The sequence below is a fragment of the Hymenobacter fodinae genome, from assembly GCF_004745825.1.
In the GTDB taxonomy this organism is placed as follows: domain Bacteria; phylum Bacteroidota; class Bacteroidia; order Cytophagales; family Hymenobacteraceae; genus Hymenobacter; species Hymenobacter fodinae.
This window is the reverse complement of the sequence record NZ_SRLA01000001.1, coordinates 311,171-327,413: the sequence shown is the minus strand read 5'-3', so window position 1 is coordinate 327,413 and position 16,243 is coordinate 311,171. Positions and strand designations below refer to the sequence as shown.

The window sequence follows — 16,243 nt, the reverse complement described above, 5'->3', positions numbered from 1 at the left end:
CGTTCACCGAAAAGGACAAATGACCTTATTATCCCAAAATAGCTTTGAATTATAAAAGAGTACCACCACTCCGCAAAACTTCAATTCACTTACCCTAATATTCATGAAAACACTCTTACGAGTTTTACTGCTGCTACTGGCCTGGACCAGTTTGGGCAGGACAGTTGGGTGGGCACAAGTCTGTAATCAGGTGAATACCCTGAATTACACTACTGCCACGACCGGTGATAGGAAAACCGCTACGGAGACCCTTGGTAACACAAGTTTCACCTACAGTGGCTATGCCTCAAATGCATCTTCTGTTCGAACATTTAGTGTTGGCACCGTTGCCAACCTGAATGGTCAAAGTCTGATATGGCAGGAGAACTATCAGAACGTAGATCCTGCCGTTACTGCCAACCGCGCTTCCATTACTCTCACCTTTACGCGGCCGGTAGAGAACCTTACGTTTAACCTACAGGATATTGATGCAGAAGCGGCAACGAACTTCATTGATAACCTGCGTTTTGATGGCTACGCTACTACAGCTGCTAATGCACCCGTTATTCAGCTGACAGCAAGCAACTTTACATTGGGTACTAAAAACCGTTTCGTGGCCCCCAATACAGTGGAGGGTACCGGAACTGCAGCACCTGGTGACGCCACAGCTAACGTAACTGTAGCCTTTACTTCTCCCGTGCAGCGTCTGGTACTTACGTATTCCAACCCGTACCCATACACTGCAAACGTACCTCGCCAGCAAACAATTGGTATTAATGCCATTCGCTGGTGCGCGCAAGCTGACGTAGCAACGACCGTAACGGGCCCAACAGCTGCTTCGGCTGGTAACCGAGTAATCTATACCACCACAACTTCCAACGCCGGAGCAGATGTAGCAACAGATGTAATTCCAACGCTGCAACTTAACCCAGGCTTACCAACTGCTAATGTCACGCTACCCGCTGGAGCTAGCTATAACTCTACATCGGGCTTAGTAACATTTGCCACCACCACTCTAGCTTCTGGGGCGAACGTTACCAACGCTGTTACGTTCACTATGCCCAACTCGGGAAACGTAAGTGGAAAAGCTGCTAGTACAGCTACTACGTCCGATATAATTGCGGCTAACAACAATGGTACGGCTGCTAATGCAAATGTAACCACGGTACAGAGCGTCCCCAGCTGTCAGCCTTCTTATCTGAACAATACTACAGCCTCTTCGGGCTTAACAGCCGAGTACTACCCTGGTGTGTTTTACAACCCCGGGAATAACTTCAATGCCAACGCTATTACGTTTTTCCAGCGTACAGCCAGTGTTCGGCGCATTGACCCTACGCTGGACTTCAGCGGCAGCAGCTTCGGGAATATTGTACCGCCAGCAACCGGTACTACCACTGACCCGAACAACTTCAGCGCTAGCTACCGCGGCAGCATCAACATTGCCGTAGCAGGTACTTACACGTTCTACCTGAGCTCGGATGATGGCTCATACATGTGGATTGACGATAACGCACTGGTGTCTGCGCCAAACGTGGCCAATGCGTTAATTGATAACGGCAACGACCACAGCCTACAAGAGCGCTCCGGCACGGTTACCCTGACTGCCGGCCAGCACGATGTACTGATTTACTACGCTGAAAATGGCGGTAGCAACGTTCTGAAGTGGGAATACGCCAGCGCAGATGCCGGTTTGGCTCGCCAGGTAGTACCTACTTCGGTGCTTTGCGCGGGTCCTTCTAAGGCCGATGCAGCTCCTACGGTAAGCAATGTTACCAACTCGACCCTGCCAAATACAGCCCCAGCCATTGTACTTTCTCCTGGCCTAGCTGGCTCTGATCCGGATGGCAATAACACGCTTGCCTACTACAACATTCTGACCTTACCGGGCGCCGCCTCTGGGGTTCTCCAGTTTAATGGTACGAACGTGGTAGCCGGACAGGCTATTCCAGCTGACCAGCTCAATCTGCTCACCTTTGACCCCGCGGCTGGCTTCACGGGCAATGCTTCCTTCACGTACACCGTAACCGACAACATAGGGCGTACGGCCCAGAATGCCGCTACGTATACCATTCCGGTGGCAGCGGCTGTTACGCTCAGCGGTACTGTGTTTGAAGATGTAAACTACGGTGGTGGAGCAGGACGCAATTTGTCCACAGCTGCCTCAAGCGCTGCTAGCTTCACTGTTCGTCGTCCGAACGCCCGCGTTGAGTTGTATGATGCCAACGGCAACTTTGTTTCGGCCACTACTACCGATGCAAATGGTGCTTACTCTTTCAGCGTGGCACCTACTACGTACACCGTGCGCGTGGTTAACTCCACCGTTACCTCGTCTCGTCCGGGTAGCGTAGCTGGCTTGCTTCCCGTTCAAACGTTCGTGAATGGCGCTACTAACCAAGTAGGCGGTGAAGCACCGGAAAAGCAGGATGCTGCCGCTAACACTACGAACCAGAACCTCGGTGCACTGACGGCTGGTACCTCTACCGCGCAGTCTATCAGCCGCTTCACAGTGGCAAGTGCGGGCTCAGCTAACGTTGACTTTGGCTTCAACTTCGACGTCGTTACCAATACCAACAATGATGGTCAGGGTTCTTTGCGGCAGTTCATTTTGAACTCTAATGCCCTAACCAATGCTAACCTGGCACAGGCTGGCCTGACAGCTGGCCGGGAAACCAGCATTTTCATGATTCCCTCGGGCTCAGCTACGCCAGGTCTGCGGGCCGGCTTGGTTTCAGGCCTCACTAATGGGGTAGCTAGTATCAACCCCACTACCGCGCTGCCTACTATTTCTGATGCTAACACCGCCGTGGATGGTACTACTCAGACGATAAACGTTGGTAATACCAATAACGTGACCTTGAACACCGGAGGTACAGTAGGCACTGCCAACACGACCCTGGGCACTCTCAACGGTCCGGAGGTGCAGTTGGTAGGTACCCGTGCTTTCGACGGGTTGTCTGTATCGGCGGCAAACGGCACTATCCGCGGCCTGAGTGTGTACGGTTTCGCTAACGGTATCAATACCACGGCGTCCGCCTCAGGTATCCTGATTGAGTCGAATACCATCGGTACGTCGGCTACTAGCTTTACTGACCCCGGCAACGGTGTACGCACCACTCAACAGGGTATCAACCTTAACAGCTCCGATAACGGTACTATCCGGAACAACCTAGTGGCCTACAACGGTGGCATGGGTATCTGGGTGCTGGGCAACAACAACGACGGCGCCAATAACAATACTATCTCGGGCAACGAAATTCGGGGCAACGCTATTGAAGTGTTCCTGGATGGACAAGGATATGTATTCGACGGACTAGAACTGCAGGGAGCCAGCACTGGTAATACTGTTAGCGGCAACTTGATTACTGCTAACAATGGCCACGGTATCGATTCCTTCGGTAACGGCATTGGCGGCAACACCATCACAGGTAATACTATTAGTAACAACGGTACCGGGGTAGCTCGCAGCCAAACTGCGTTGAATAACACGACGGTTGGTGAAGGGTCAGGCCTACGTGTATACGGAGCCACTAATCAGACCATTATCTCGAACAACGTGCTTACTGGTAACACTGGGTCGGGCGTTCTAGTTGAAGCTCCTGCTCTAAATGTTACAATCTCGCAGAACTCTATTTCTGGTAACACCCGCTTAGGCATTGACTTACTGAACAGCAGCGACCGTTTCAACAACGGTAACGTAGGCACGCTCACCAACGTGACCCTGAACGACGATGGTGACGCAGACACGGGTGGCAACGGCCTGACCAACATGCCAGTAATTACCAGCGCTACTATTCGCAATGGCAATCTGCTGGTATCGGGCTTCTCACGGCCCGGCGCTACGCTGGAATTCTTTATCGCCAGCGTGGGTACGTCGGCAGGCACTGGCAACACTAACTTCGGTCAGGGCCAAACTTACCTATTCACTCAGGCGGAAGGCACCAGTGACCTAGATGCCACAACGGGCAGCTACAGCGGCAACATCAACGGCTTCAACCAAGGGGCGGAAAATAACCAGAATCGCTTCTCCTACTCCGTGCCTCTGTCTTCTCTGACGGTAGCCCAGCAAAATGCCCTGAACGCTGGTACAGCTCTCCTTACTGCCACGGCCCGACAGATTACGGCCGTAAATGGCAACCAGGGAACCTCTGAATTCTCGGGTAATGCCCCCGTACAGTTAGCTCCAGTTGCCAATAACGACTACACCACTACGACTCCAGGCACGGCCGTTACCGTCACGGTGACGAGCAACGACCAGAACGGTATTGACCCCGCCACTGTGGCACTGAATAGCCAAGCTGCCGGCAGCACCGCCTCGGTAACTGTAACCGGCGGTACGTTCACGTTCCTCGGCAACGGGCAAGTGAGCTTTGTACCAGCCGCGGGCTTCACAGGGGTAGCTACGGTTCCTTACACCGTAAACAATACCTCGGGCACTACTTCTAACACGGCTTTCTTATCAGTGGCTGTGTCGGGTACTACGTTCAACTTGGCTACCAACTTCTCAGCTACTCCTGCGGCTAACTCCAATGCCGGCTCTTCGCTGAGCTACACGGTGGTATCTAGCAACCCAGGCACTGTGGCTGCTACCAGCGTGGTAGAAACTGTGCAATTGCCCGCGGGCCTGACAACTACCGGCTTCACGGTGGGCGGCAACAACGGCACGCTCAATAATGGCATCATTACTTTTGCAGGTGGTGCCAGCTACAACCAGAACACTGGCCTGCTGACCCTCACCATCGGCAACTTGGCAGCTAACGGTGGTTCAGTTTCGACAGCTCTCGTATTCCCAGCCCCGCTGACCAGCCCACTTACCGTGACGGCCAGCATTAGCGGCTCGGGTGGCGCAGAGACGACTGTAGCCGACAACACGGCCGTATCTACGATCAACATCACGCCTCGCTTCGACGTAACGACAGCCATCAGCGGTCCGACGGTCGTAACGGCTGGCAACGAGCTGACCTATACGGTAGTAACCAGCAACCTCAGCAGCGCTACCACGCCGGCTAACGTCAACTCCATTTCACCAGCGGTGAATGTGGTGCAGACGGTTTCGCTGTCGGGTAACCTCACGGGGGCTGGCATCTATGCCTCTAATGGCGGTACTGTGGCCTTCAACTCCTCGCAGAACGCTACCGTGATTACCTTCCCCGCTATTGGGGTACTGGCTGCTGGTCAGTCGCAGGTAAACACCATCAGCTTCACGGCTCCTAGCACCAACTTCCCGGCGCCAGTGGCTATTGTTACCTCGGGCCTCACTGGCACCAACGCCGGCGACCTAAACTCGCCTACCGCGGGTACCGACAACAACACGGCTCAGCTGAATGGCTTGGCTACGCGTCCTACCATTACCCCTATCACGCGGACGGGCACGGAAGCTAACGTATACACGAACATTTCGGTTTCGGCTGCCAACGTTGCGCCTGGTGCTAACATCACCCTAAACATTACGGCAGGCAACGCGGGTGCCGCATCAGCCGCTGGCGTGCAGGAAACGGTAACTTTGCCTACTGGCCTAACCTTCAGCAACCTGGGCGGTGGCTCTTACAACGCGGCTACGGGTGTTCTGACTTTCCCAGCTCTAGCTTCACCGCTGGCAGCAGGTGCTACGCAGACCTACTCCGTAACCTTTGCAGCTCCGCAGCAAGGCTTCGTGCTGGCTACGGCGGCCGTAACGACTACTACCCCCGACGCAGTACCTGCCGATAACTTGGCTCAGACCAAGATCGAGGTAAACCCAGTGGTAGATGTAGCTACGACCCTGGCTGGCCCCGCAGTAAGCCTGGCGGGCCAGACGGTAACCTACACGGTTACAACGGCCAGCAACGGCCCGGCTGCTGCCAACGGTGTGGTGCAAACCGTACAGTTGCCCACCGGCCTGACCAACGTGCAAGTAAACTCGCTCAGCGCGGGCTCGCAGTACAATGCCACTACCGGTATCCTGACCATCTCGTTCACCGAACCGTTGGCGGCTGGTTTTAGCCAGACGAATACCATCTCGTTCACGGCTCCGGCCGGATCGGCTAACCTGAACATTGCTGCCGCAATAAGCACGAGCTCCGCTGAAACTGTATTGGCGAATAACACTGCCGTCGTAACCACTGCCCTGACGCCTGCTGCTGATGTAGCTATTAGCGTTACGGCCCCGGCTACTGCTACAGTAGGCAACGCTGTACCTTATGCGGTATCTGTTACCAACAACGGCGCCTCGGTAGCTACTGGCGTTGCCGCCACTCTACAGCTACCCGCTGGTTTGGGCACGGCTAACGTAACCTTCCCCGGTGGTACCTCCGCCGACTCGTACAACAACACGACTGGCCTAGTAACGTTTGCCTCGGTGCCCACCCTGGCCACCGGTGCCAGCACCAGCCGCGTGGTAGTAGTAACGATGCCGGATGCCGCACAGCTCACGGCCGTAGGCCAGGTAACGTCTACTAGCGCCGACGTGAATTCTGCTAACAACTACGCCACGGTAGCTACTACTGCAGCTGCAGCTACAGCTACTACGGCCGACCTGCGCGTGGCTCTGACCCCAGCTACCGCTACGGTTAATGCCGGCAGCCCCGTTACCCTCACGGCTACTTTCGACAACCTGGGTACTGGAACTGCTACTAACGTAGTGCCGCAGTTGACTCTGGCACCCGGCCTGACCGGCGTAACCGTGACTGACGGTGGTGTGACTCGCAACGCCGACTACAATGTTACCACGGGGGTAGTTACCTTCCAGTCCGTGGGTTCACTGGCCAGCGGTGCTTCGCTGCCGGGTACTTATTCGGTAACATTCAATGCTCCAGCTACTGGCCCGGTACTAGCAGTAGGCAATGTGTACTCCGCTACTTCTGATGGCGTACTTTCGAACAATACTGCTCTGTCTACGGTAACGGTAACGCCCCAGGCCGATGCCCAAACCACCATCGCAGGCCCAGTTTCTGCTCAGCCTGGTTCACGGGTAACGTACGAAATCACCACTTCTAACAATAGCACGGCTTTGTCGCCTGCGACGAACGTGGTGCAGACTGTGACCATCCCTGGTACGCCAGCTAACCTGACGTTCTCGGCTGGTGCTTTGTCTACCGTAACGGGAGGCAACACGGTAGTTACGTTCCCTCCCGTAGCCTCCATGGCTCCTGGTACGGCTGGTGCCGTAACGAACTTTATCTCGTTCACGACTCCGGCTACGGCTACCTCGCTCACTATCACGGCGAACGTAACTTCTGCAGCAGACATCAATACTACCGCTGCTTCAAACTCGGCCAGCATCACGACCATCGCGAACAATGCCCCAGTGGCCTACAACGTAGTGAACAACCTGCAGCCCACGGGCGAGGTGCGCTTCAACCAGGTAATTGAGAACACGGCCACTACGGCCCAGCCTATCTCGGCCCTGGTTGCAACTGATGCTAACGCTGGCCAAGTGCTGACGTACACTCTTACTTCGGTGCCAACCTCTGGTAGCTTGTACATTGGCACCAGCTCTACGGCCCTGACGGTTGGTTCACCCATCACGGCAACGGAAGCTAGCCAGCTGCGCTACCTGCCTACCGCTGGTTTCGTAGGTAATGCCTTCTTCTCGTACACGGCTACTGACAATGCTACTGTACCAGCTACCTCGAACACGGCCCTCTACACCATTGCAATAGGCCAGGATGTAAACTCGAATTACACGCTCACAGCAGTGAAAGGTGGCGCGACGCCTTACGTGAATGGCGACGTAATTGCTAATGTGTTCGACGCTAATAGCGGCACGTACAACTCAGCTACACCTCAGGCAGTTGTGAAAAATGGCCTCAGCTCGGCTACCCTGGTTACCACGGGCTTGCCCACTGGCTACCTAAGCAGCTTCCCAGCTGGTGTTGGTTTCAATACTACTGATGCTAACCAGATCGGTCAGATTGTAGTAACCAACAACCGCCTACTAGTAGCTGGTACTTACACGGTACGGATTGCAACAGTTGATGCGAACGGTGGCACTAGCACCCGGGACGTAACCTTCACCATTGGTGTGCGTCCGCTACCAGTAGAGCTGGTGAGCTTTGTGGCCAAGGACGCCGGCCAGGACGCCCAGCTGACGTGGCGCACGGCCCAGGAGCTGCACAACGACCATTTCGTGGTGGAGCGCAGCTTCGACGGCAAGAGCTTCAGTGCCGTCGGCCAGGTGAAAGGCCAGGGCACCACCACCCTAGCCACGGACTACCGCTTCACCGATGCACAAGTAGCAGCCAAGGCAGCTGGCACGGTGTACTACCGTCTCAAGCAGGTAGACACCGACGGCACTACCAGCTTCAGCAGTGTTCAAGTAGTAACATTCGTTAAAGCTGAGTCAGCCATCAGCCTGTACCCGAACCCAGCTTCCTCGACTACTACGCTGGATATGACTAGCCTGCCCCAAGGCAGCTACCAGGTAAGCATCATTGACGCAGTAGGTCGTACAGTTCGTCAAGCACGATATGAGGCTAGCACTACCCCAACGCTGTCGGTGCAAGATCTACCCGTAGGAAGCTACCATGTATTGGTGAGCGGCAAAGATTTCACCAAGTCATTGCGCCTTATCAAGGAATAGTTTACTAACTGATAACTAAAAAGCTCCTCTGCTTGGCAGAGGGGCTTTTTGCTTTTATGCATGTACTTAGACATTATAAGTGCAACAGCAAAAGCATAATTTCATATCTAAATTTATAACGCTACTAATATTTAATTAAACCGTGCTAAGTAACTGAAAATTAATGTATACAACCTATTAAATCATTATTGTCAAGGTCTACTTTTGTAAGATTTTCAAAATGAAAATCTGTTCCAATTTTGACAAAAGCCTTATTAAGAGAGCTGCTCCTTTATATGAAAAATTATATTTTAAACACATAATCAAGCTGAGTAATACTCCCTTTGTCTAATTCTCAAACTTTGCTTCAGAATCTTGAAGTATACTAACATAGACTCGGCCTTTAAAACATGTTCCCATTTTTCATACATACAGCTTTTTGGATGAGAGTACATTTACGATCGTTGATAGCACTGCTAACATGGAGCGTAGTTGGGCTGACTAATGCCCTAGCGCAGACGGTACCAACACTAGAATTTGCGACGGGAGGGGGCCCAACTGGTAGTGGACCTTCGATAGCCGATCAGACTGTCACATTTCGAAACAATACTGATAATCCTACAGGCACCACGTACGCCACATATACCCCTACAACGACAGCCACTTTTAGACTGGATAATCAGGTATATACCAATGTAACGTCTGTTCCAACAACGAATACAGGTGCTTCTTTTGGGGGAGGGAACAACTCAGGTGGAACTAATGCGACTGCACTTGCTATATATCAGACCTTAGGCTCTATTGGAGGATCTAGCAACACTAATTTTACATCAGCTAATGGCGTAAATGGGGGTATCAGCACTACGACCAATTATGGAGTTGAAGTTTTACTATCAACTCGTGCTTTAAATAGGACAGCTAGCACAAGTGCAGAGTACCCATATGCTGACCTCACTGTTACGTTTAACAGAGCCGTCGTAAACCCTGTTCTACATTTTTCTGGTTTAGGTGGTGCCAGTACGACTGGTGACGGGACTATTGGTTATACAACCAATCTATCCTTAATCACAACAGGAGTTTCTTTATCTAAACTCTCTGGTTCACAAGAACTCACAGTCAGCAACACCGCTATCACAAATAGTGCATCTATATTTAATGGTACTACAGGACAAGGAGCAGCTAGCGGTTCTGTGTTAGTAACAACGCCATCCTCTGGTATTACTACTATAAAGTTTCGAATTTCACTAAAGGGGGATGGACAAATAAACACATGGTATCCAGCTACTCCCACAACACATGGTGGTGACGGCTGGTTAATCAGTGTATCATCTACTGCTGTCACCCCCATCACAGGATATGTATTTGAAGATATTAACTATGGTGGTGGCGCTGGTCGACCCATTACTGCTAGTGGAACTTCAGCTCGACCAGGTGCACGCGTAGAACTTTACACTTCAACTGGAACATTTGTGTCAGCGGTTAATACTGATGCAGATGGTCAATATAATTTCAATCCTGTTGCGGGAAGCTACATTGTGCGTGTAGTTAACAGCACAGTAACCAGCAGCCGCCCAGGCTATGTTAATACGCTTATCCCAATACAGACATACAATGGTACTACTGACGATGTAGGTGGCGAAACGCCTACTAAGATTGATGCTGGTGCAGGCACTACAGGCACTACTCTAGCCAGCCTGAATACAGCAACAACCATTGCCCAAAGTCAAGCTGCTGTTACGGTAGCTACTGGCACTACTGCGGTTGGAGCTGACTTCGGCTTCAATTTCAGCACCGTTGTTAACACCAATAATTCTGGTCAAGGCTCATTGCGTCAGTTCATCAACAATAGTAACGCTCTCACGAACGCCGGTTTAGATCAAGTTGCGTTTAACGGCACCCCCGCCACTAACACAACTGCCATTGACCCAGCAGCAGGCACTGAGTACGCCATCTTCATGCTGAACGATGGCCGCACCTCTGGCACAGCACTACCCGGTCTGCGCCTGAACATGACGGCACCCGCTGGCTACAGTGCCCAGACTAACGCTTTCACGTTCTCTGGCTTAGCGGCCTTACCAACCATCACCGATAGCAACACCGCCATTGATGGTAAGCTGCAGACTATTTTGACGGGAGAAGGGACCACGCCTACTGCTAACAACTTGGCAGGTGAGATTATTTTGGACTTCAACACTTCTAACCGCGGGGGAATTTCAGTTACAGGAGGCAATACTCGCATTGCGTCACTGAATATCACGGGTGCTGGCAATGTTGGTGGTGGCACAAATGGTAGCCGGGCCTTAAATACTACCGGTGCCGTACTAGAAGATGGCGCAGCCATTGTTTTTTCTGGCGCAGGTACTAACGGCTCCATTGTGACAGATGTAACCGGATTTAATAACACTATTGCTTCGGTGCTTTTGGGAAATGGCGCCATGGGCGTTACTCTCCGCAATAACGTGTTCCGTACCGGCCGAACTGTTGCCGCGACGAGTACTACTATTGCGTACGACGGAGCCGGGGTACTGCTGTCAAACGCATCTGGCAACACCATTAATAATAATAACATCAGCAGCAACAACGGCTTTGGCATTGAGCTGGTCAGCGCTAGCAACAACATTATTAGTGGCAATACCATTGGCTCTAACGGAGCAGGTACTAACGTTACTGATGATGCTGGTATCAGCATTACTTCAGGCAATAACAACCTGATCAGTGCTAACACCATCACTAACAACTCCGGCGATGGTATTGTGGCCTTGAATGGCACTTCCGGCAACCGGTTTACGGAGAACAGCATCTCCGGAAATATTGGCTTAGGCATAGACCTTTCGGCCAATACAGCTGCTACTGGAGATGATGTTACATTGAATGCCAGTGGGAAAACAGCTACAAGCGGCGCCAATGGATTACTGAACTTCCCGGTTATCACGCAGGCTAAAGTCAGCAATAATAGCTTGATCGTAACTGGATTTGCTCCAGCTGGTTCCTTGGTAGAGTTCTTTATTGCGGCCGCTGACCCAACGTCATTTGGAGAAGGTAACACGTACCTTTTCAACGCTACAGAAGGTTCTTCAGCCGACGGTGATACCAAAACCAGTTCTTACAACACTAGCACTTTTGTTCCTAGCTTTGATCAAGGTTCAGAAACTAACGCTAACCGCTTTCTCTTCGTGTTTCCTTTAGGAGCACAAACAAATTTGTCTAGCGCTAAGCTTACTGCTACTGCTACGGTACTTTCTACTGTTAATAACATACAGGTTGGTAACACATCTGAGTTCTCTGGTAATATCACTGTAGTTGCAGGCCCGCTACCAGTAGAGCTGGTGAGCTTTGTGGCCAAGGACGCCGGCCAGGACGCCCAGCTGACGTGGCGCACGGCCCAGGAGCTGCACAACGACCATTTCGTGGTGGAGCGCAGCTTCGACGGCAAGAGCTTCAGTGCCGTCGGCCAGGTGAAAGGCCAGGGCACCACCACCCTAGCCACGGACTACCGCTTCACCGATGCACAAGTAGCAGCCAAGGCAGCTGGCACGGTGTACTACCGTCTCAAGCAGGTAGACACCGACGGCACTACCAGCTTCAGCAGTGTTCAAGTAGTAACATTCGTTAAAGCAGGAACTACTATTAGCGCAACTCCTAACCCAGCTTCTAGCCATGCCGCTCTTAATTTAGGTGGTTTGGCAGCAGGCAGCTACCAGGTTACCGTACGTGACGTAACCGGCCGCTTGGTGTATCAGGGGTCGGCTACGGGTGGCCTAGCGCAGGAGTTGCCCGTAGGCCAGTGGCCCGCAGGTCTCTACCTGATTCAGGTGAATGGACAGGCTGTGGTTAAAACCGCTCGTCTGATCAAAGAGTAACTCTTCTAACAATTATAAAAAAAGGCTCCTGGCTACCAGGAGCCTTTTTTTATGCCCAGCAACCGCTAGTCAGCCTTAACCGCAAAGGCATTTTGGCGGTATAGATACGCCGCTACTAACTACTATTGTATGCCTGCTGCAACCACTCCCCGCCACCGCGCACCTGCTCAGCCTGCCACCGACTACGACGTGATGATTATTGGAGCGGGCAGCGCCGGCCTGAGTGCCGCTTTGGTATTGGGCCGCTGCCTGCGCCGCGTGTTGGTCTGCGACGGTGGTAAGCCCCGCAATGCTCCTTCCCCGGCAGTGCACGGCTTCCTGACCCGCGACGGCATGCTTCCTGATGAGCTACTACGCCTGGGCCGGGAGCAACTCACCCCCTACAAAACCGTGGAAGTGCGGGAAGCGCGTGTGCTGAAGGTGGAGGTAATGAGCAAATACTTCCGCCTGACGCTGGAAGGGGCCACTGGCCACCTCACCACCTACACCACCCGCAAGGTGCTGCTGGCTACGGGGGTCGACGATGAGTTGCCGCCCCTTGATGGCATGCGCGAGCTGTGGGGCAGCGGAGTTTTGCATTGCCCCTACTGCCATGGCTGGGAAGTGCGCGACAAACCGCTGGCCGTGTATGGCAAGCACAAAAGCGTCACTGGCCTAGCCCTGTTAGTGAGCCGATGGAGCAACGACATTATTGTGTGCACCGATGGCTGGAAAGGGCTAACCCCAAATGCTCGTCGGCGACTGCGCCGCCAGGGCATTACCGTGCGGGAGGAAGAGATAGAACGCCTCGTGGGCACTCCGGAGGGCGACCTGAAACATTTGCTGCTGAAGTCGGGGGAGAAGCTGGCCCGCAAGGCCGTGTTTATTCATGCCCACCAGCACCAGCGCAGCCCCATTGCCGAGCAGTTAGGCTGCAGCCGCTCAGAGAAAGGTGCCATTTTAGTCGATAAAGACCAGCAGACTTCGATACGTGGGTTTTATGCCGCCGGCGATATTACGCCCGGTACGCAGCAAGCCCTGCTGGCCGCGGCAAAAGGGTGCCAGGCCGCAATCTGCATCAACGAAACTCTTACCCGCGAGGAGTGCCCGAAATAATGCCGGCTAGGCCACTCCACCTCTGATGATAGAGGGTAGCGCAGAAAGCAGTACAGGAAGCCGTAGGCCACTATTTTTTGCGTTCTGCTACTCGAGTCCAAGAAACTCCACTTCCTCTGCCGGCTCTAGTACGTAAAGTAACAGACGCTGGAACTTACCGGGTGCGGGCCTTGCTTGTGCTCAGAACCTGTGTATCTTACCCGTTGCTACCTTCCCAACATCTGGCCTAATCTGTTTACCACATGAAATTCGTTTACCTGCTGCTTGCGCTAGTGCTGCTGGTAGGCGTAGGCCCAGCTTGGGCCCAACGGGTAGTGTTTACGGGGCGCGTAACGGAGGCCGCCAATGGAAAGCCCGTGCCCTTTGCCTCGGTGTTCGTGCCTGGCTCCGGGCAGGGCGCCACCGCCGACGAAGACGGCCGTTATCAGCTCACAGTGCCTGACCCAGTCGATTCACTGGCGGCGTCGGCCATTGGGTTTGGCACGGTACGCAAGCGCGTGAGTGGCCTAGCCAGCCACACCGTCAACTTTGCGTTGGGCGCGGGCTCGGTTTCACTGGGGGAGGTGGTGGTACGGCCCCGGGAGAACCCCGCTTATGCTATTTTGCGCCGGGTGCAGGAGCACAAGCCTCGCAACAACAAGCGCAACCTGACGGCGTTTGAGTTTGACAGCTACAGCCGCACGGAAGTCGCCCTGAATAACCTGCCCGACCAAGTGAGCCGCCGCAAGCTGCTGCGCCAGATGACGCAGGTGGCCGACAGTATGGGTCTGCCCCGCGACGCCCAAGGCAAACCCGTGGTGCCGTTTTTCGCGTCGGAGGTGTTGTCGCGCTTCTACCAGAATAACCAGCCTTTGCGGAAACGTGAGGAAATCCGGCGCACCCAATTGCACGGCGCGGCACCGCGGGAAGGCTCCGTCACCTCTCAGATTCTCGGCTCCTCATTTCAGGATTGGGACTTTTACCTCAACTGGCAGCAGCTCCTGGGCAAAGACTTTATCTCGCCCATTGCCGATGGCTGGAAGTTCACTTACGAATACGACCTGCAAGACTCGGTATTCGTAGGCCAGGACTTCTGCTATAAGATTGGTGTGAAGCCACGCCGCCCCCAGGACTTGGCCTTCGTGGGCACCATCTGGATCAACACCGAAACCTATGCCCTGCGCCGGGTAGATTTGGTGGTGAGCCCCGAGGCCAACCTCAACTTTGTGGAGCAGGTACAGGTAAAGCAAGACCTGGTAGCCTCGGCGGCCGGCGCGGGCCTGCCCCGGCGTACCGCCGTGGTCATTGGTATCAAGCCCACCAAAGGCAGTACCGGCATTCTGGCCCGCCTCACCATCGTCAATACCAACTTCGACGTCAACCACCCCAAGCCCCTGGCGTTCTACGACCGGCCGCTGGAGACGGCCGCCGATGCATTTGATGGGCCCAAGGATTTCTTCGAGAAGAATCGGCCCGACTCGCTGAGTCGGGAGGAGCAGGCTACCTTGATGGTGCTGGACTCGGTGCGGCAGCTGCCAGCCATGCGCAACCTGCTGGAGGTGGCCGATATTGCCGTGAATGGCTACTACCGGGCCGGCAAAATCGACTGGGGCCCTATCCTGACGGCTTACAGCTTCAATAACATTGAGGGCAACCGCTTCCGGGTGGGCTTCCGGACCACGCCGGAGTTTAGCCGCGACTGGCTGCTGCGTCCCTACCTGGCCTACGGTACCCGCGACGGGCGCTTCAAGTACGGCCTGCGGGTGCAGCGTATTCTGGACCGCCGCCACTGGACGGTGCTCAACTTCGAACACCGTAACGACCTCGACCAGGTCGCCCTTCTCGACAACGACTACGCGCTAGAGAACCCGTTGTTTGAGGCCTCGGCCCGGCTGGGCAACATTACCTCCAGCCGCCCTCTGCGCCGCAACCTAACCACCGTAGCCCTTCAGACGGACCTGTTCCGGGGCTTTACCCAGCGCGTGATGCTGCGGCGGCAGAGTTTCGACCCGCTCTACCCCTTTGCTTACTACACCCAGGAGCAGCGGCCCGGGGCCCCCACCGACGACCACTTTACCCTCTCGGAAGTGGTGGTGGAGTCACGCTACGCCCGCGACGAGGTGCTGGTGCCCAACAACCAGAACCGCCGCACGGCCATCGGGCTGAAGCGGTGGCCGGTGTTTACGGTGCGCTACACGCTGGGGGTGGATAACTTATTGGGCAGCGACTTCCGCTACCAGAAGCTTAATGTGCTCATCGACCAAAGCATCCGGCTAGGCCAGGTGGGCCGCACCGACTACCGCCTCGATGCCGGCATCATCCCGAGCACAGTGCCCTATCCGCTGCTGAAATCACACTTGGGTAATCAGTCGCCATTCTACAACTCGGGGGCGTTCAACCTAATGCGCTACTTTGAGTTTGTGAGCGACCGGTACGTTTCCTTCCGGTTTGAAAACCAATTCGATGGCTTCCTGTTAAACTCCATCCCGGCCATCAAGCAACTTAACTGGCGGCTGGTGGCCACGGGCAACGTGCTGTGGGGTAGCGTAAGCGACGCCAACCGCCGCATCAACCCCACCGAAGACCCCGTAAACGGCGGGCCTCTGCCTACGTTTCAGTCATTGGGCCGTGCGCCGTACGCCGAGGTAGGCTACGGCATAGAGAACATTTTGCGGGTGGCCCGCGTCGACTTCCTGCACCGACTTACGTATCGAAACTCTCCCGGGGCCCGTACCTTTGGGGTAAAGGTGAGTTTTCAGTTTAAACTCTAACTTACAGCTCGTCAGCCCCCAGC

The 16,243-nt window shown here is 54.3% G+C and carries 4 protein-coding genes; all 4 read left to right on the top strand.

Annotation, left to right across the window (positions count from 1 at the left end; all coding sequences use genetic code 11):
- Positions 1-103 precede the first annotated feature (103 nt).
- Positions 104-8,536, top strand: coding sequence for a right-handed parallel beta-helix repeat-containing protein (locus EU556_RS01395; protein WP_135430273.1), 8,433 nt, complete (start codon positions 104-106; stop codon positions 8,534-8,536).
- Between the two features lie 1,448 nt (positions 8,537-9,984).
- On the top strand, positions 9,985-12,375 hold the full coding sequence (locus EU556_RS01390) for a right-handed parallel beta-helix repeat-containing protein (RefSeq protein WP_167855398.1): 2,391 nt from the start codon (positions 9,985-9,987) through the stop codon (positions 12,373-12,375).
- Positions 12,376-12,504: 129 nt separating this feature from the next.
- The gene (locus EU556_RS01385; protein ID WP_135430269.1) at positions 12,505-13,470 is read left to right on the top strand and encodes an NAD(P)/FAD-dependent oxidoreductase; all 966 of its coding nucleotides are present in this window, start codon (positions 12,505-12,507) and stop codon (positions 13,468-13,470) included.
- Positions 13,471-13,712: 242 nt separating this feature from the next.
- Positions 13,713-16,220 carry a DUF5686 and carboxypeptidase-like regulatory domain-containing protein gene (locus EU556_RS01380; protein WP_135430267.1) on the top strand — a complete coding sequence of 836 codons (2,508 nt, stop codon included), beginning with the start codon at positions 13,713-13,715 and terminating at the stop codon, positions 16,218-16,220.
- Positions 16,221-16,243 lie beyond the last annotated feature (23 nt).

What these genes read in the sequence shown, in the direction of transcription:
- EU556_RS01395 (WP_135430273.1), top strand. Translation starts at nt 104, where the DNA reads ATGAAAACACTCTTACGAGTTTTACTGCTGCTACTGGCCTGGACCAGT.
- EU556_RS01380 (WP_135430267.1), top strand. Translation starts at nt 13,713, where the DNA reads ATGAAATTCGTTTACCTGCTGCTTGCGCTAGTGCTGCTGGTAGGCGTA.
- EU556_RS01385 (WP_135430269.1), top strand. Translation starts at nt 12,505, where the DNA reads ATGCCTGCTGCAACCACTCCCCGCCACCGCGCACCTGCTCAGCCTGCC.